Consider the following 20,592-nt stretch of genomic DNA (forward strand, 5'->3'; position numbering starts at 1 on the left):
CTATTTGGTTAATGAATATGCATTATCGAGAGAAAGTGAATGAAATTACTTTTGTGAGTTTCGATAATCTGGATCTCTTCGATTATTCATTGCCTAAAGTCATTTCTGTTGCACAGCCTATCGAGAATATCGCTGAAGAATCTGTCGGTATTTTGGCCGAGTTAATGCAGACAAAAGAGAATACAAACAAACGAATAGAATTGAAACCTAAATTAATAGAACGTTAATATTTACTTAAAATTATGAAAAATAATTATTTAAAATCCGGACCGATATTTTTGGCTTTTTTATGCATGGGCTTTGGAGATGTAGTTGGACCACTTACCAGCCAGCTTCAAAATGAATATCAGTTGACCAATTTTATGGCCGGTTTAGTTACTTTTATGGGCTTTATCATGTTTGGTTTACTGTCGGTTCCGATGGGATTGGTACAGGATCGTAAAGGGAAAAAAATGGTTCTTATTTTGGGAATGATTGCAGCTTTGGCTGGTCTTGTTTTACCCATTTTAGGAAATTTTTCTTCTTTCGGACTTTTATTGGGATCTTTACTATTGCTAGGAACAGGAGCAACTTTATTACAGGTTGCAGGAAATCCAATTATGCGTGATGTTTCACCAGAAGGAAAATACTCTAGAAATCTTTCTTTTGGACAGTTTTTTAAAGCGATTGGTTCTTTGTCGGGAGCTCTAATTCCATTAATGGCTGCTAAATATTGGGGCTTAGATTGGAAACTATTGTTCCCAATTTATTCAGCGATTTTATTAGTGGCTACTATTTATCTTTACCTTGTGAAAATTGATGAGAAAAAAGATGATTTTGCCTCTCCAGCTTCTTTCGGATCAGTTCTTGCCTTACTGAAAAATCCATACGTATTTTTTATGGTTTTGGCCATTTTCTTATATGTTGGTGCTGAGGTGAGTATGAGTGCTAAATTGCCAAATTATCTGGAACACAAATTCGATTTCGATATTAAAGAGTTAGGATTATGGGGAACCTTATTTTTCTTTCTTGCATTAATGACTGGGCGATTTTTGGGTGGTGTAATTCTTAATTGGATGTCACCTTCAAAATTCTTAAAGTTGACTACTTTGCTTGCCTTAGTGGGTATTGGAGGTCTTTATATAGCTACTAGTTCTGTAATGGGCTTTGCAGCAATTTTCATTATTGGCTTAGGTTTTGCAAACATTTTTCCATTGGTTTTTTCGATTACCATCGATTCTATGCCTGAACGAAGTAACGAAATATCAGGATTAATGGTAACCGCTATTATTGGGGGTGCTTTTGTTCCTGTAGTGTTTGGTGCTGTTGCTGATATCTTTTCCTTAATGGCAGGATTTGTTGTGACTTTAGTATGTATTGGATATATTTTTGGATTATCATTTTACAAAAGAAAATAGGACGAAATATGAATATTTGGAGTGACGAAAGAGTTGTATTGACTCTGGATGCTGGAGGAACAAACTTTGTTTTTTCAGCCATGAAAAGTGGAGAAGAGATTGTGGAGCCAATTCGTAAAGCTTCAAATGCCGATCAACTCGATTTGTGCTTGCAAACTATTGTTGATGGATTTACTGAAGTATTGGCAAATTTAGATGAGAAACCAGTTGCAATTAGCTTTGCATTTCCTGGTCCTGCTGATTATAAAAATGGAATTATTGGCGATTTGCCAAATTTGCCTGCTTTTAGAGGAGGAATTGCCTTGGGGCCAATGCTCGAGGAAAAATTTTCAATTCCTGTTTTTATCAATAACGATGGCGACTTGTTTGCCTATGGTGAAGCTTTGGGAGGCGTATTGCCAAGTATCAACGATCGATTAGAGAAAGCTGGGAGTCCGAAACGATATAAAAATTTGATTGGAGTAACTCTTGGTACAGGTTTTGGCGGTGGTTTGGTTCATAACGATGAATTATTTACTGGCGATAATTCTATTGCAACTGAAGTTTGGTTAACAAGCTCGCGAGTATTTCCCGATCGTTTTGCTGAAGAGGGAATTAGCACGCGTGCCATTCAAAAAGCATTTATAGAAACAGCTAAAAGAACATATTCCGCCGATTTGATGCCAAAAGATGTATACGATATTGCTATGGATGATACTCATGCTGATCAAAAATCAGCTCTTGATGCATTCAAATTGTTCGGAAAATGTTTGGGCGATAGCTTGGCTAATTTGTTGACCATTACCGATGGGATAGCCGTTATTGGTGGTGGCTTAACTGGTGCTCAGGATTTGTATATGCCCGCTGCTTTGGCTGAAATGAATGGAGAATGCTTTACGGCCGAAGGGGAATCGCTTCCTCGTTTGGTGCAAACTATTTACAACATTGATAAGGATTCTGAGTTTAAGAAATTCGCAGCTGATCATTCCATTGAAATTTCGATTCCCGGAACCGATAAAAAGATGAAATATGATCCGAATCCTCGATTGGCTGTTTGTTCGAGCCAGTTAGGAGCTAGTAAAGCAATTGCCATTGGAGCCTATGCATTCGCATTAAAAAAATTGGAAGCATAATATGCAAACCAATATAAAGATGTAGTTGTAGTGTGCTACATCGGGATTTGGGAGATGTTTTGTTTCCCAAATCCCATATTATTAGTAAAGTAAGCCCTGAGTGAATTTTCACTCAGGGCTTACTTTTTTTTCGGAATACTTGTCCTTATTTTTTAGAGACGATATCATGGAATGAATACTTATATTCCTCATTATATAGTTTTTTATACAGAGAGATATAATGTTCATAGGTTTCAATAGCAAGACTGTGTTTTCCTTGTTCTGATAGAATTTGACACTTTAGTTTTAAGGCAGCTTCATTCATATTATCGAATTCAATAATCACGTTGGCTAGTGTTATGTTTATTGATTTTTCGTTATCCGTATTTTCTATAATTGTTTCCAATGAATTGACAACTAATTCGGTTGTGTTGTCTTTAAATGAATCCAACCATTCTGGGAAAATATCGCGAAGTAATGTTCCCCTTCTTAAAATTTTAATGATTTCATCAATCTTTTCTTTGTCTTCCGTTCCCTTAATTTTTTTCAGGTTTTTTTGAATCACATCTAAATCACAAAATACATTTTCTGCATAAATAATTTTCCAATAATGATTGTCGAAAATGACTTCCATGTTTGAAATATCTATAAGAATATCTCTTAATTTTTTGATATTAACGCCTCTGTTGTTTTTGGCTTTGTTTTCAGGTTTGTCTGGCCATAAATATTCTTGAATTCTTTTCGAAGAAATTCCTTTGCCTCCATTAAGGGAATTTAAAAGAATCAAAAGAAATAACTCTTTTAAGGTAGGGCTGAATCGGTAGGTGATTTCTTTTCCTTTCGAGTCGAATACTTGGAATCCACTAAATAATAAAATTGAATTTACTTTAGGAACTTCATAGTCTGAAAAAGGCTTATATTCAATATCAGTTTTCTTGTTGTATAATTCCTTTACGGATTCAACTTGTTTATTCTTTCTAAATTTTGCCCTATTAATAAAGGCTAATATAAGAATGCATATTCCTAAAAGAAAATAAAATAGTTTAGTAAGTAATGGTAAACCTTTTTTTTTAGTAGGGGAATTATCTATATTTCCTGGTTGATAGTTGATGGAGTAGATGTTAACTTCACGGCTTTCTCCCTCGGTTTGGTGAGAAGTTAAAGCAATTAATTTATTTTCACTCTTCCAGTAGTAGAGATCAGCAAACGATTCAATATCATAGAAATCGTAGGGAATACTATCTCCAATAAAATTCAATTCGGGTTTGTTAATATATCCTTTCACTGCTCTTAGATAAGTATTTTGTTTCTCTAAAGGATACATAAGCGTGTAAAAGCAGCTATCATTTTTAGTAACTTTTAGGGAGTTGATGGGTAGTTTCTGAAATTGTTTGTCACTCTTATAATTCCAAAGTTTTTTAGTTGTCTGATTTTTGAAATCAATTTTATAGAGATCATAATAGAATTCTTTTCCTAATATTTGTTTTCCCATGGCATTTCCAAGTCCGCCAAATAAGTAGCCTATAGTTGAGTCTTGCTCCGAAAATCCAAATGAAGAAAGATATCTGGGTTTTATCGTATCTCCTTTAAATGTAAGTTGTTTCCAAGTGCTTTCTTTTTCGTCAAAAGATTGAATCAAATTGTAGTAAGAGTAGTAACCATATCCACAAAGCGTTGTTATTTGATTTGTTATAGGGTTTAATAATTTATTGTGGTGCCAATATTGAGGGACATCGTTTATAGTACACTCTTGATTTTGGTTCCATTGCTTTTTATCTGGATCATAGGTTGAAATCTGATTTTTATTAAAGCTGTATGCTGTTAGCCTATTATTGCTATCGTAAATAACTTGTTGAGCACTTTCAAATGTTGGATATCCTAGGTTGTCAGTTATTTTAGATAATTTTTGGGTTTTTAAATCATAGGAAACCAATTCGCCATTCAATAAAACAAAGTCAATTGTTTCTTTTAGCTTATTGTATGCAATTAAGGGTACGCTTTCAAATGTAAAAGTGTTTAGTTTCGCCCATGTTTTGTGATAATTGATAACCCAGTCTGGATTATATAACTTGGCGGTTCTGTTTGCAAGGACATCTTTTATAATATCTTTTTCTGTTTTCTTTAGAGGCCATAAATACTTTGGTGATCCATCAATTTTGATATCTAAATCTTTTATGGAGACAGAAGGTACTTCATCAATGAAGAATCCGTATTTATTTATTACACCTAGGGAAAGCGAAAAATCAGAATTTTCTGAAAATTGAATGGCAGATTTTAGTGTTTTATTCCCAAATTTCAGATTAATTTTTTGATTAATTGCATCTACATGTAGCTCAAAATCAGCCCATATATTGTCAGAGATATTTAGTTCTTCTAAATTTAGATGAAATTTAGTTTCGCATTTGTTATGGATGACATATAGGTCTGGAGAACGAAAATTTACTTGAATTAAATTGTTAGTTGCGCTTTCTTTTAAGGATAAAATATTTCCATAATGAGTTTCTGTAGCACGAAACGAAATTTTAAAGCAAATTGTAAACTCTTTAGTATAAGATATATTGTTTTCATGAGTAATATCAATTCCTGTTCGGTTTTCTTTACTTACTTCTTTGGATTTGAAATAAATACCATGATCTGCAAAAAGATTAGGGCTGATTAGTAGAAGAAATAGTAAGCAATTAATTAGTCTCATATTTAGTTGGAGGCTTGGTTAATAATGATTCATATTCTACTCTAGCTAGACTATAGAATTGGGTGGTTAAAAATAGGGATTAATCCTCGATAAACATTGGCTTTTACAGATTTTTACGGATATAGCTTTGTTTTTTTAAGAATCATTTTTTAATTGGGATCAAATTTTATTGATTAGGAATCTTCATTTTTAAATGAATCTTTCTCTTTAAATGTTAAAAAACATTAAATAAGACATAAGTGACATGATGTCAACTTGTTGCATTTCGATTAATGCTTTAACTAATGATATTAATTCAATATTAATCATGAATTAATACGTTTGCGCTACTATTGATGCATAGAAAAAACACATCACTATTTTTTGTTTATTGTATAATCTATAATTACTAACTATGAAGAAATACTATTTACGAAATTTTCATTCAGGCTTAAATAACCCAGTAAGCTTTGGAAGGAAGATTGGAAGTTTAGCTTTGCTTATTGCAATAATGGCTTTGCCAATATATGCGAGTGCAGATGTTAACAAATTCTCTAAAGAGAATTCAGAAGTTGCTGTACAGAAAACAGTGACAGGAACAGTTAATGAAGATTCTGGAATGTCATTACCAGGAGTGTCAGTTGTTGTTAAAGGTACAACCGTTGGTACAGTGACAGATATTGATGGTAAATATACAATTGCCGTTGATGAATCAGATGTGTTGGTGTTTAGTTTTGTCGGTATGACAACTCAAGAGATTCCTGTTGGTGCACAATCTGTAATTGATGTTGTTATGGCATCCGATGCCTTGCAGGTAGATGAGGTTGTTGTTACTGCATTAGGTATTAAAAGAGAAAAAAAGGCCTTAGGTTATTCAGCACAAGATGTTAAAGCTGAAGATTTAATGGTTACAGGCGATGCGAATGTTACTTCGGCTCTTTCAGGAAAAATAGCAGGTGTGCAAATTTCCGAAATGGGCGGTGGAGCTGGTGCTAATAGTCGTATAGAAATTCGTGGTACGAGTTCACTTACTGGTAGCGATGGACCACTTTGGGTAGTGGACGGTGTTCCTTTTGATAGTGGAAATAGTTCGGATGCAGGTATCTGGAGTGGAACTTCTCGCGCAGGTGGTTCATTTGATTTGAACCCGGAAGACATTGAATCCATTAGTGTATTGAAAGGACCAAATGCAGCTGCTCTTTACGGTGAACGTGGAGGTAATGGAGTAATCATGGTAACTACCAAAAAAGGGACTCGAAGCAGCGGTTTAGGAATTTCTTACAGTGGTAATGTAACCATTTCGAAAGCTGCCTATTTCTTAAATATGCAAGATCAGTATGGACAAGGAAACGATGGTGTTTATAGTATGAATGCGACGGATTCTTGGGGACCACTTATGGAAGGTCAGTTGCTTGAAGCCTGGACTGGTGAAACAATTGCTTACGAAGCACAAGACGATAGAATTGAAGATTTTGCTCGTACAGGTGTTTCGCAAAATCACAACATTTCGCTATCAGGTGGTAACGATGAAGGTTCTTTCAGAGCTTCTATTGGTAAAAACATTATCAAAGGGATTTATGAAGGAAATAAAGTAACAAAGCTTACTTTTGACTCAAAAGCTGATTACGATATTAACAACTGGTTGAACGTTGATACAAAAATTTCATATTTCCGTACCGAAGGTGACGAGAGACCTCAACTGGGACAGTATAGTGCTTTGTACTACTACTACAATATGCCAATGAATATTAGAAACCAAGATTTATCTCCTGGTTATGAAATTATTGATGGCGAACATGTAGAAACACTATACACTACAGCCAATGCAAATTATCGTAACCCTTATTTTTTGCTTGCTCAAAGAACTAACGAAGATCAAAAAGACAGGTTGTTTGGATATGTGGCGGCCAACTTAAGTTTAGCTAAAGGTCTTACCGCGAAACTTAAATATGGTTTAGATACCTACCGTTTTGGCAATACATCGGGAACCTTGTATGCTGATAATGTGAGTACTACCAATCCAACTTATAACACAAGTGAAAAATATTTCAAGGAAGAAAACTACGAGTACTTAATTACTTATGCCAAAGAGATTAGTGAAGACTTTAGTTTCGATGCAAGTTTCGGAGGTAGTAATATGAATCAGTACTATGAAACTCTTTCTGCTTCTTCGGGAGAGTTAGCATCGGAAGCTGATTATTTCCTTGGTAATGGAACCGATATTTCGGCTACTGAGAGTTTCAATGAATCGGAAGTGCGCTCGCTTTACGGATTTATAAACGCTTCTTATAAAAACATGCTTTTCCTTGATATTACAGGTCGTAAAGACTGGTCATCTACTTTAACAGCATCATCGGGAGACTATGACAATAGCTACTTTTATCCATCAGTTGGTTTAAGTGGTCTTGTTTCTGAAATGATTGAAATGCCTGAGTGGATTAGTTTTGCAAAAGTACGTGGTTCTATGGCAAAGTTGGGTAAATCAGCTGATCCATATCAAACGAGTACTGACTATACTGTATCAAGTGGCAAATTCAATTTGTTGGTTTCAGAACAGCCAGATGAGCAGGTGATTCAAGATTTGAAGCCTGAAATGTCAACTTCGTATGAAGTAGGTTTGGATCTTAGGTTATTTAAAGGACGTATTAATTTAGATGCAACTTACTACTACGAAAGAACTAAAAATCAAATTCTAGATGTAGAAAATGCATATACTACAGGTTACACCTCTAGTGTTGTTAATGCTGGTTTAATTACCAATGAGGGACTTGAAGTTTTATTATCTACAATTCCAATTAAAACCAAAGATTTTCAACTTGGTGTAGATTTTAACATTGCAATGAACAAAGGTGTAATGAAAGAATTAACCGATGATCTTACTGAATATGAATTCGGTAATTTCAATGGTGGCACTGAAGTGATGGGAATTGTAGGTGAAAAAATGGGTGTCATCCGTGGTTCGAAATATGTTCGCGACGATAATGGAGATATTGTAGTTGGTTCCGACGGTTTACCAACTTACCAAGAATCTCAGGTATTAGGAAATGTTCAAGCTGATCTTACTGGATCAATAGGATTTAATGCAAACTACAAAGGTGTGTATGTTTCAGCATTGTTCTCTGGTCAAATTGGTGGCGATATTGTTTCGGTAACCGAAGCTGCAGCTACAAGCTCAGGTAATTCGAAACGTACAACAGCTATGGGTCGTATCGATATGTTTGCTCCAGGAGTTTTAGCTGATGGTGGATCAAATACTACTATTGTTTCGGCACAAGAATACTGGGGAACAGTTTCAAATATCGATGAAGAATTTATTTACGATGCATCTTACTTGAAATTAAAAGAACTAGCAATAGGCTATAATATTCCTAAAAGCTTTCTAGAAAGATTTCCTTCCAATCCAATTTCTTCAGTAAGACTTTCATTGGTTGGTCGTAATTTATTCTACCTGCATAAAAATACTCCAGGCACTGTTCCTGACGCAGGAGCTTATAGCTCTGGCTATTTTGCAAAAGCGTTCGATTTTTCATCAGTACCTTCTACTCGAACTTTTGGATTCTCGTTAAACGTTAAATTTTAATTGAAAATTTAGACATCTATGAAAAAAATAAATATTTTATTACTTGCATTAGGGATCCTGTTCATAGGAAACAGTTGTTCAGATGATTTCGATGATATGAATACCCCATCAGATGCTGTTGATGTGGTTGATCCGTCCTATTTCTTTAATAATATGGTGAATGGGGTTTATGAAAATTATCAGAGAAATGTAAACCTATATCCAGATTTCTACGCTCAATACTGGGCAAATACTGTTTCAAGTTTTGAATCTCCACGTTACGAATATGTAAATGGTTGGGTTGGTAACCAATGGAAAGAATTCTATACCGATCACTTAACCGAAGCACTGGCCATCGTTGATCAAAATTCGGATAATGAGTATGCTGTAAATGAGATAGCATGTGCTAATATTTGGATTTGTTATTTCTGGTCACGAATGACAGACACTTACGGAGATATTCCATATTTCGGAGCTGGTTATGGGGAAACAGTTGAGTATAACACTCAACAAGAAATCTATTACGATCTTTTTGAAAGACTTGATGCTGCTGTTGAATCTTTAGTGGATGATGAAGCGCAACAAAACTATGGTACTTACGATCTAGTATACGGTGGCGATATTGATAAATGGCGTAAGTTTGGAAACTCATTACGTTTACGCTTTGCGATGCGTTTAACAAATATAGATCCTGATAAAGCTGCAACAGAAGCAGCAGCTGCTATTAGTGGTACTGGTGGTTTGATGACTAGTAACGACGATGTTGCAAAAGTAGGAATGTGGTCTTCGGGTTGGTACGATTATTTGCACCAAATGGCTTGGAGTTGGGACAATTGTAGAGCATCTCAGACTTTCACAAACTATTGTTATAGCGAGTCTTCTGTTGGAGAAGATCCTCGTACACCATTTTGGTTTGCTTATAAAGTTGATGGGGAGAACATGACTAAAGAAGAGGCTGGATTCTCTGAGTACACAGGTGTTTTGAATGGATATAATACGGTTCCTTCTGATGCCAACGACAATGGTTGTACCATTAATCTTGAAGGTGGATATGTTGACTTTGTTGGCGATGGTGCCGATAATGACATGTACCTTCCTGTAATGTTCTATTCAGAAGTATTGTTCCTGCAAGCTGAAGCTGCCATGCGTGGTTACATTAGCGGAGATGCTGATGCGCTTTATAAAGAAGGTATTCAGGCATCAATGGATTACGTTGGTGTTGACGCAAGCGATGCTACCGATTATATTGCGGGTGTTACTTCAATAACAGGTGCCGATGAAAGCAACTTAAAAGTGCTGATTAGCCAGAAATGGTTGGCTAACTTCCCCAATGGTGTTGAAGCCTGGGCTGATTTCCGTAGAACTGATTATCCTGACATTACATTACCTGTTGACGGAGTAAGTGGTAACGCATCAGTTGCTTCAGGAACTTGGGTAAAACGTATCAGATACCCTGATAATGCACATGAGCAGGAAGAGGAATTCATGCCTTCTTCACTAAACACTACTACTACCGATAGAATGGATACTAAGGTTTGGTGGGATACTGCTGATACTCAAGATAAAACGAGTGGTTTAATGGATAGTAACTTATAATTTGAATTGAAAATATGAAAGCAATAAAAATAAATATAAAGTTCTTGTCTTTTCTAGCTGCATTTTTAATGCTATTTACGGCTTGTGACGATGATGAAAGTGTTGGTGGATATACTTCAACATCACTTGATACTTTACTTGTACAAGCTGAAAGCCTTATTGCAAACAGTGTAGAGGGAACAAATGCTGGAGATTATCAGCCTGGATCTATTGAAATATTAGAAAGTGTAGTAACATGGGTTGAATGGACAGTTGAGAATGCTGAGTCTCAAGATGATCTTACTGATGCAGCAACAAAACTAGAAGCCTCTATTAATACTTTTCTTGAGAGTACGGTTGCTGTGGCAATGCCTTGGATTCAGCAAGAGGATGGTACTAATATTAGTATTTCTGATGACATTAAGACTCTTTTTAATACGAGTTTTACCATAGAAACTCAGATATATATTGTCGATCTAACTCCATTAAGTTACTCGAATAATATTTTTGCTACAGAACAAGATGGTCCTGATAGTGGATTCGTAATTCGTTACTTCGCTGATGGTACCATCGACCTTAATGTTGGAACTGATGATGGATGGACAAATGTTGTAACAGATGCAGGAGTAATGAAATCTGGAGAGTGGATGCAAATTGCCTTTGTAAATGAAATTACCAGCCAAAAACTATACGTTAATGGTGTTGAAGTTTTATCGCAAACAGCGACTTATTTGCCAGGTGAAGATAAGAGTTTTGTTCTTGGTAACGGACCAACATGGACGAGTCGTGCTGTGAATGCAATCTTGAAAGATGTGAGAGTATGGAGTGATGTTCGTACAGATAGCGAAATTGCCGATAACAAAACGGCAACAATGGTAGGTACAGAAGATGGTTTGGAATGTTATTTCCCATTAGGTTCTGATTTAGGAACTAAATTTGATGATATAACAGGAAATTATACTGCAACTCTAAATGGAAATATTGATTGGGTTAGTGAAGTGCCAGTAATTGTTCTTGACAAAACAGATCTTGAAGCAGCAATTGAAACTCTTGAAGATTTTCAATCCTCTATAGTTGAGGGAGAAGAGGATGGCGATTATCCTGTTGGAACAATAGATTACATTGACGAATTATTGGTTAGTGCAAATGATGTGTTAGATAATGGAACACTTCAATCTACTTTAGATGATATGACCGAATCGATTGCAGCTAGCATTGAATCTATTAATAGCATGCTTGTTGAAGATACCGATGGAATTTTCATTGATATTGATGATGATGACGCGATTGGTCTAAGTATTACCCCAAATTATACTCCTCAAGGAGATTATACTGTTGAATTTAACGTAAAAGTTAAATCTCTATTTGGATATAGTAACGGAGAATTCTTTAATAACGGAACATTTGGAATTTGGGTTTATGGATATACTGAATTAACAGAAGAAAATGTTTTGGGCGCTGGTGGTTTATGGAATTTCACTGATGCTGGAGACGGATGGCAAGGACCAAAAGCTGATGCTCTTTCTATGAGTACAGGAGTATGGCAACATGTTGCTATTGTACACGATAATACTGCTAGAACAACAACCCTATATGTTGATGGTGATGAAAAAGGTGTTCAAGAAGACATAGGTTCTACGAGCGTATCTGGTTGGGGTGAAATGTGGCTAGGTAATGGCTGGGGTAAAATGGATGGTTACCTGAAAGACTTCCGATTATGGGATGTTGCTCGTGATGCTGCTGATTTAGATGCAGAGATTACGGGTACAGAAACAGGATTGACAATTTATTTCCCTCTTGATAGAGTAAATGGAGTGAAATTTTCTGATAAAACAGGAAGTTATCAAGGTGAAATGAAAGGAATTTCATGGAATATTGTAGACTAAATAGATAGTAAATAAGTTAGTAGGAGCTGTCGTTTGACAGCTCCTATATTTTCAATTAATTAAAAAACCAGTCTGTTGATTTCAAATAGACTTCCCATAGATTACCGGTTTGCTTCTACCTAAATAAGGAAGGATTGTTTTATAGCCTTTTTGTAAAAAGGTGTCTTAATTTGAAATTTCGAAAGCCAAGTGCTTCCTGATATACAACCCGATTACTTAACCTACAGTAAACTCAAATGCGAAAATTAAAATCAGTAAAAACATTAGGCTTATTCCTTTTGTTTGGTGTTGCTTTAGCATCATGCCAAATGTTTGGAGATAATTCCGAGGATAGAAATGACTTAACAAAATATGTTGATCCGTACATTGGTTCTGGCGGTCATGGACATGTTTTTGTAGGTGCTAGTGTCCCGTTTGGAGCAATTCAGGCAGGCCCGAGTAATTTCCATAAGGGATGGGATTGGTGTTCTGCCTACCATTATTCTGATAGTATTATAAAAGGTTTTTCTCATTTACACTTAAGTGGTACCGGTTGTACCGATTTGGGTGATTTCCTTATTATGCCTACTGTTGGAGAATTAAAAATAAATTCTGGTTCACAGGAAAAACCTGAGGATGGTTATGCTTCCTACTACCATCACGATACTGAAAAAGTTGAAGCTGGATATTATAAAGTCCATTTAGATACCTATGATATCGATATAGAGATGACAAGTACAGAGCGTGTTGCTATGCATCAAATAACTTATCCTAAATCAGAGAAATCGCAATTGATTATTGATTTAAAAGAAGGAAATGGTGATAGTGCTACTGAAACATTCTTTCAGAAAGTAAATGATACCCTTGTGGCAGGTTACCGAATTTCTAAAGGTTGGGCTGTCGATCAGCGTGAGTGTTTTGCAATGGTTCTATCTAAACCAGTAAAAAATGTTTTAATTTACAATGGTGATGAGAAAATAGATGGGGAAGCTGCTAGGGGCGAAGCTGTAAAAGCATTTTTGCAATTTTCTACCGAAGAATTGGAAAATGTTCAGGTAAAATTCGGAATGTCGCCCGTGAGCATGGAAAATGCGTTGGGAAATATTAAAGCTGAAATGCCAACTTGGAATTTCAAGGAGGTACTAGGCGACAATAAGGCTAAGTGGAACAAAGAATTATCTAAAATACAAATCAAAACCAATAATGAGAGTGCTCAAAAAGTATTTTACACTTCCTTGTACCATACTTTAATTGCTCCGAATATTTTCGATGATTTAAATGGCGATTACAGAGGTGCTGATAAGAAAACTTATGAGAATTCAGATTTTACGAATTATACATTATTTTCTTTGTGGGATACCTACCGTACGGCTCACCCTTTGTACACTTTAATGCAGCAAGAACGTGTTCCTGCTATGATTAATTCAATGTTAAACATTTACAAGCAGCAAGGTAAACTACCTGTTTGGCATTTAAGAGGAAACGAAACAAATACTATGGTTGGTTACAGCGGAGTTCCTGTAGTTGTTGATGCTTGTTTAAAAGGTTTCGAAGGAATTGATTACGAATTAGCCTATGAGGCGGTGAAAACTACTGCCATGGGTGATTTTGAGCCAGGTATTAAAGAGTTACAAGAATTCGGATTCATCCCTTGCGATATGATGCATGAATCGGTGGCTAGTGCAATGGAATATGCTATAAGCGATTGGGGCATCAGTAAATTAGCCGAGAGATTGGGAAAAACTAAGGATGCGAAATATTTTGCAGAGAGAGCAAAAGCTTATACTAACTATTTCGATCCGAATGATAGATTCATGAAAGGTAAAATGAAAGATGGCTCGTGGAGAAGTCCTTTCGATCCATATTCAGCTCAACATAGAGTAAATGATTATTGCGAAGGTAACGCTTGGCAATATCTGTGGTTGGTTCCTCAGGATCCTGAAGGATTAATTAATTTATTAGGTGGAGAAAAACCATTTGTTGCAAAATTGGATAGTCTGTTTTCTATTTCTTCGGAATTGGAGAGAGGAGCTTCTTCAGATATATCAGGGTTAATTGGTCAGTATGCACATGGAAATGAACCCAGTCATCACATTACCTACTTGTATGCTTACGCTGGAGAACAGCATAAAACAGCCGCTAAAGTTCGATATATCATGAATGAATTATATACCGATAAAACCGATGGTTTATGTGGAAATGAAGATTGCGGTCAAATGTCGGCTTGGTATGTGATGTCATCAATGGGATTTTATCCGGTAAATCCAACCAATGGAGCTTATGTTTTTGGAAGTCCTAAGTTCGATGAAGCTTGTATTAGTTTGCCTGATAGTAAGAAATTTACAATTGTTGCGAATAACAATAGCGAAAAAAACATTTACATTCAATCTGTTCAACTGAATGGATTAGATTATACAAAGTCATATATTACCCATAAAGATATTCTTAAAGGGGGAACATTGAGTTTCGAAATGGGAAATCAGCCTAATAAAAATTTCGGACTTGCAGATCAAGATCGACCTAAATCAATTGTATATTAGTATTTTATAAGAAATGAAGAAATCAAATCTAATTATATTACTGTTTGTAGCTATTTTATCAGCTTGTACAGGGGAACAAAGTATCCAAAAATCTTATAAATCAAGTATTGATCTGGTAAACCCTTTGATGGGAACCGATTCGGAACATTCACTTTCCAATGGGAATACTTATCCAGCAATTGCTTTGCCTTGGGGAATGAATTTTTGGACACCGCAAACTGGAAAAATGGGTGATGGATGGTGTTATGCTTACGATGCAAAAAAAATCAGGGGAATCAAACAAACACATCAGCCAAGTCCGTGGATTAACGATTATGCTGCTTTCTCTTTAATGGCAGTTACTGGCGATTTGAAGTTTAAAGGCGAAGAAAGAGCTTCGTGGTTTTCTCATAAAGCGGAGATTGCAAAACCATATGAGTATAGTGTTTACCTAGCCGATTACGATGTGACGGCAGAAGTGACACCTACCGAACGCGCTGCAATGTTCCGTTTCACTTTTCCTGAGAACGATCATTCCTACATTCTTTTGGATGCTTTTTTTAAAGGATCTGAGGTTACGATACTTCCAAAGGAGAGAAAGATTGTAGGATATTGTCGAAACAATAGCGGTGGTGTTCCCGATAATTTTCACAATTACTTTGTTGCTGAATTCGATAAAGATTTTGAGTTAACGAGCACTTGGAATGGTGATAAGTTAAATCAAGATTCACAGAAAGAAACAGGTGAACATGTTGGCGCTGTTATCGGTTTTAAAACCAAAAAAGGAGAAGCGGTTCATGTGAAAGTTGCATCTTCTTTTGTGAGTCCAGAACAGGCCCAATTGAATTTATCTCGTGAAATTGGATCAAAAGATTTTAGCCAATTGAAACAAGATGCTAAAGCGACTTGGGAAAAAGAATTTGCTCGTGTTAAGGTAGAAGGTGGAACCGATGATCAACTAAAAACATTCTATTCTTGTTTGTACCGAGTTTTGTTATTTCCACGTAAGTTTTACGAGATTAATGCTGAAAATGAAGTGATTCATTACAGTCCATACAATGGTGAAGTACTACCTGGCTATATGTTTACGGATAATGGTTTCTGGGATACCTTCCGAGCTGTTTTTCCATTTTTTACTTTAATGTATCCCGAAGTGAACGCACAAATTATGGAAGGTTTGGCGAATACTTACAAAGAGAGTGGTTGGTTGCCAGAATGGGCAAGTCCGGGTCACCGAGGATGCATGATTGGCTCAAATTCAGCTTCACTTATTGCTGATTCTTATTTAAAAGGAATTCGCGGGTACGATATTGAAACTTTATACGAAGCTATTCTTAAAAATACCAAAGGTTATAACGAAGAAATTACATCGGTTGGACGTTATGGCGCCGAATATTACAACGAATTAGGATACGTTCCCTATAATGTTGGCATAAATGAGAATACAGCAAGAACCTTAGAATATGCTTATGCTGATTTCTGTGTTTGGAAATTGGCTATAGAATTGGGTCGTCCGCAGGAAGAGATTGATCTATTTGCCAAAAGAGCTCAAAATTTTAAAAATGTATTCGATAAGGAATCAGGCCTAATGCGAGGAAAAAATGAGGATGGTAATTTCCAAGCTCCTTTTAATCCTTTAAAATGGGGCGATGCATTTACCGAAGGAAATAGTTTGCATTACACATGGTCCGTATTCCAGGATGTAAATGGATTAATCGATTTGATGGGAGGAAAAGATAATTTTATCTCTACCTTAGATGGCGTATTCGAAATGCCTCCTGTTTTCGATGATTCGTATTATGGCGGAACAATTCATGAAATTCGCGAAATGCAGATTGCCAACATGGGAAATTATGCTCACGGAAATCAGCCTATTCAACACATGATTTATTTGTACAATTTCGCTGGTCAACCGTGGAAAGCACAGTCACGTGTTCGTGAGGTAATGAGCAAATTGTATACACCACAGGCCGATGGTTATTGTGGCGATGAGGACAATGGACAAACATCTGCATGGTATGTGTTTAGCTCCATGGGATTTTATCCAGTTTGTCCGGGTACCGACGAGTATGTATTCGGATCTCCATTATTTGATAAGGTAACTCTAACTATGGAAAATGGAGAAGAATTCACGATTTCGAGTTCTAATAATTCGAAAGAGAATGTTTTTGTAAATGATATCAAATTAAATGGCAAAGTTTACAATGTCAACTATGTTAAACACAAGGACATTTTAAATGGAGGAAATCTTGATTTTGATATGACCGATCAACCAAACATGGAAAGAGGAACGAAAGAAGAGAGTTTTCCTTATTCAATGAGTAAATAATACTATAAATGATATTAGCATATTAATATAGGGAAGGGGCTTGCAAACTTAGGTTTGTGAGCCTTTGTATTTTTTAATGTTGAGAACGAACGAAAATTCACTACTAATAATTTTATCGAAATGAAAAGACGTACTTTTTTGAAGAACTCATTACTGTTTACTGGAGGTTTAAGTCTGGCAGGATTACAAGGATTTTCAATCAACAAAAATGTAAAGTACATTTCAAATAGACCAGAACCATCAAAGCGTCATTTTACCAGTTCTGCTGTCGATAATAAGATTATTGAAGTGAAGAAGGCCATACCAAACGAAGAATTGGCCTGGATGTTTGAGAACTGTTTTCCAAATACACTCGATACTACTGTTACTTATGCCGAAGAGGAGGGTAAACCCGATTCTTTTGTGATTACCGGTGATATTCATGCCATGTGGTTGAGAGATTCTACAGCGCAGGTTTGGCCTTATTTGCCTTTAGTGAATGAGGATGAGAAATTGCAAAAATTATTTCAGGGACTCATTTATCGCCAAGCAAAATGTGTAAATATCGATTCCTATGCAAATGCCTTTAATAAAGGTGCTGATGGTTCGTATTGGGAGAGCGATCAGACCGATATGAAGCCAGAATTGCACGAACGCAAATGGGAAATTGATTCGCTTTGCTACACAATAAGATTGGCATATCACTATTGGAAAAAAACGGGTGATACTTCTTGTTTTGATACTGATTGGGTAGATGCCATGAAAGCGATTATGAAAACTTTTACAGAGCAACAGAGAAAAGAAAATCAAGGACCTTACACATTCTTAAGAAATACCAGTAAACCAACCGATACGCTTCCAGGTAATGGATATGGAAATCCAATTAATCCGGTTGGATTAATTGTTTCTTCGTTTAGACCCTCGGATGATGCAACAATATTGCCATTTTTAATTCCTTCCAACTATTTTGCCGTAGTTTCATTAAAACAAATGGCAGAGATGCTAAATCATTTTGAGATTGAAAAAGATTTGGCGAAGACAGCTACTCATTTAGCTACAGAAGTTGAAAGTGCATTAACGAAGTACGCAAGCTCGAATCATTTGAATAGGGGAGAAACGCTTGCCTTTGAAGTAGATGGCTTTGGCAACCAGATGTTTATGGATGATGCAAATATTCCAAGTTTGCTTTCATTGCCATATTTAGGTGCTCTTGATGCCACTTCTGCACTATATCAGAATACAAGAAAATTTATTTTAAGCGAGAACAACCCATGGTTTTTTGTTGGTAAATATGCCGAAGGAGTTGGAGGACCACATGTGGGTGTAAATATGATTTGGCCAATGAGTATTATTATGCGTGCTTTGACTTCTGATAGTAATGATGAAATTGAAAATTGTCTTAAAATGTTATTGAGAACTCATGGCGATACTGGTTTTATGCATGAAACTTTCCATAAAGATAATCCAAAAAATTTCACAAGATCATGGTTTGCATGGGCAAATACTCTATTTGGAGAATTGATCCTGAAAATCTATAATGAAAGACCAGAAATATTGAAACATGTATAGTATGAATTTCCTATTTCGAAGAATATTTTTGCTTTTGATCTGTTTGAGCTATGGATTTGGACTTATGGCTCAAAATCAGAATGGTGATGAATGGAATATCGTAAGCAATTCTTATTCAAACTACACAGGAATATCAGTGGCAAACGGAAGAATTGGTTTGTTGCCATCTGAGGAAGCTGGTAAAACAAAAGCGATTATCTTGAATCATGTGTTCGATAAGGAATCAAAATATGGAGTTAGCAAAGTTTTGTTAGGAATAAACTTTGCAAACCTCGAAATTGTAATAGCAGGTGATACCCTGAAAAATAGCAACTGCTTTAATTGGGAGCAGAAGTTAGATCTAAAAACGGCTGCATTTACAAGTACTTGCCGATTTAAAGATTATGCCGATTTCTCCTTTACCACCTACGCTTTGCGTGGAATGCCGTATGCAGGAATGATAGATGTTAGCCTAACAGTTTTAAAAAAAGATGTGAGCATACAGGTCGGAGGTCAAATTATTTGTCCAGCAGAATATCGAAATGTAGAATCCGATTATCGTGTTATGAGGGACTTGGATGCTAGAATGCCTATTCTGCAAACCACAGCCTATAGTCCCTTCGGGAAACATCAATTCGCAACTACGGCATCCTTTATTTTTGAGGATGAAACACCCGAATTAAGACATCAAATAAAAGATTCTTTGCACCATGAATTGATCTTTACGAAAGATTTGAAGAAGGCTGAAACCTATCAATTTGCATGGGCTGGTGCAGTGTGTACAAGTCAGGATTTCTCCGATCCGAAAAGTGAATCAGAAAGAATGGTAATTTTTCAATTATTGGGTAATAAACAAGCTGTGATTGATCGACATAAGGAGCTTTGGGAAAAACTTTGGCAGGGCGATATTATCATTGAAGGAGATTTGGAATCTCAGCAGGATGTGCGTTTGGCTCTTTATCATCTATATTCTTTTGCAAGAGATGATTCGAATTTGAGCATTGCTCCAATGGGTTTATCGGCACAGGGATACAATGGTCATATTTTTTGGGATACCGAACTGTGGATGTTTCCACCTCTGCTAGTTTTTAATCAAGACATTGCAAAATCTCTTTTAAATTACCGATTTGATAGATTGGATGCTGCCAAACGAAAAGCTCAAAATTATGGATTTAAAGGAGCTATGTTTCCCTGGGAGTCTGATGAAACAGGAGAGGAAGCCACACCAACCTGGGCTTTAACCGGAACCTTTGAGCATCACATTACTGCTGATGTTGGGATAGCTTTTTGGAATTATTTTCGCCTTACATCCGATAAACAATGGCTTTTGACAATAGGCTACCCAATGCTAAAAGAAGTTGCTAATTTTTGGGTGAGTAGATCAACTCAAAACTTAGATGGGACTTATTCCATTAACAATGTAGTCGGGCCAAACGAATTTTACCATCATGCCAATGACAATGCATTTACCAATGCTTCGGCTAAAACAGCTCTGCTGTATGCTAATAAAGCTGCAATTACTTTAGGTAAAAAGCTTAATGCAGACTGGTTAAAAGTGGCAGAATTCTTACAATTTCATTATTTCCCCAATGGAGTATTGAAAGAGAACAAAGAATACAATGGCGAAATAATAAAACAGGCCGATGTAAATCTTTTGGCCTATCCCTTAGATGTTGTTAGCAAACCAGAGGATATCAAAAGAGATTTGGACTATTACGAAGAAAAAATGGGTGCAGATGGTCCAGCCATGTCGCATTCCATACTATCTGTGCTTTACGCGCGATTAGGAGAAACAGATAAAGCATACGAATTATTTAAAAGAGCTTATATGCCTAATAAAAGAGTTCCTTTTGGTGCTTTGTCCGAATCAGCTTTTAGTAACAATCCATATTTTGCAACTGGTGCAGGAGGAATGCTACAAGCTGTAATTTTTGGTTTTGGCGGTTTGTATTTTACGGATTCGGGGATTGAACAGAAAAATCCATGTTTGCCAAAACAATGGAAAAAATTGACAATAAAAGGAATTGGAATCGAAAAGAAAACTTTTGAAATTGAATGA

11 protein-coding genes are annotated in these 20,592 nt (G+C 36.1%); 10 read left to right on the forward strand and 1 reads right to left on the reverse strand.

Features of this window, described 5'->3' with window-relative positions:
* The 3 genes from ABYT26_RS13835 to ABYT26_RS13845 all read left to right on the forward strand — a co-directional run.
* Window positions 1–227: substrate-binding domain-containing protein (locus ABYT26_RS13835; protein WP_372754887.1), on the forward strand; the 227-nt coding region annotated here is incomplete at its 5' end.
* A 15-nt stretch (window positions 228–242) separates the two neighbouring features.
* Window positions 243–1,397: a sugar MFS transporter gene (locus tag ABYT26_RS13840; RefSeq protein ID WP_372754889.1), complete on the forward strand. Its 1,155-nt coding sequence runs from the start codon at window positions 243–245 to the stop codon at window positions 1,395–1,397.
* Between the two features lie 8 nt (window positions 1,398–1,405).
* Entirely contained in the window at window positions 1,406–2,509 is a 1,104-nt protein-coding gene (locus ABYT26_RS13845) for an ROK family protein (protein ID WP_372754891.1), read from the forward strand.
* Between the two features lie 145 nt (window positions 2,510–2,654).
* On the opposite strand, the gene ABYT26_RS13850 is transcribed toward ABYT26_RS13845, so the two are convergent.
* The gene (locus ABYT26_RS13850) at window positions 2,655–5,180 is read right to left on the reverse strand and encodes a hypothetical protein (protein WP_372754893.1); all 2,526 of its coding nucleotides are present in this window, start codon (window positions 5,178–5,180) and stop codon (window positions 2,655–2,657) included.
* A gap of 394 nt (window positions 5,181–5,574) precedes the next feature.
* Between ABYT26_RS13850 and ABYT26_RS13855 the strand changes: the two genes are divergently transcribed.
* The 7 genes from ABYT26_RS13855 (at window position 5,575) to ABYT26_RS13885 (ending at window position 20,592) form a co-directional block, all read left to right on the forward strand.
* Window positions 5,575–8,739: a SusC/RagA family TonB-linked outer membrane protein gene (locus ABYT26_RS13855; RefSeq protein WP_372754895.1), complete on the forward strand. Its 3,165-nt coding sequence runs from the start codon at window positions 5,575–5,577 to the stop codon at window positions 8,737–8,739.
* Window positions 8,740–8,757: 18 nt separating this feature from the next.
* Window positions 8,758–10,314 (forward strand): SusD/RagB family nutrient-binding outer membrane lipoprotein, encoded by a 1,557-nt coding sequence (locus tag ABYT26_RS13860; protein WP_372754897.1) that lies wholly within the window; start codon window positions 8,758–8,760, stop codon window positions 10,312–10,314.
* 14 nt (window positions 10,315–10,328) lie between these two features.
* Complete coding sequence (locus ABYT26_RS13865) at window positions 10,329–12,179, forward strand: LamG domain-containing protein (protein WP_372754899.1); 1,851 nt, start codon at window positions 10,329–10,331, stop codon at window positions 12,177–12,179.
* Between the two features lie 236 nt (window positions 12,180–12,415).
* Window positions 12,416–14,698, forward strand: coding sequence for a GH92 family glycosyl hydrolase (locus ABYT26_RS13870; RefSeq protein ID WP_372754901.1), 2,283 nt, complete (start codon window positions 12,416–12,418; stop codon window positions 14,696–14,698).
* 13 nt (window positions 14,699–14,711) lie between these two features.
* A complete protein-coding gene (locus ABYT26_RS13875) occupies window positions 14,712–17,006 on the forward strand; it encodes a GH92 family glycosyl hydrolase (RefSeq protein WP_372754903.1) in 2,295 nt (764 codons plus the stop codon).
* 120 nt (window positions 17,007–17,126) lie between these two features.
* Window positions 17,127–18,554, forward strand: a complete 1,428-nt coding sequence (locus ABYT26_RS13880) for a glycoside hydrolase family 125 protein (RefSeq protein ID WP_372754905.1) — start codon at window positions 17,127–17,129, stop codon at window positions 18,552–18,554.
* A gap of 1 nt (window position 18,555) precedes the next feature.
* Complete coding sequence (locus tag ABYT26_RS13885) at window positions 18,556–20,592, forward strand: hypothetical protein (protein WP_372754907.1); 2,037 nt, start codon at window positions 18,556–18,558, stop codon at window positions 20,590–20,592.

The organism is Labilibaculum sp., assembly GCF_041595635.1.
Classification (GTDB): Bacteria; Bacteroidota; Bacteroidia; order Bacteroidales; family Marinifilaceae; genus Labilibaculum.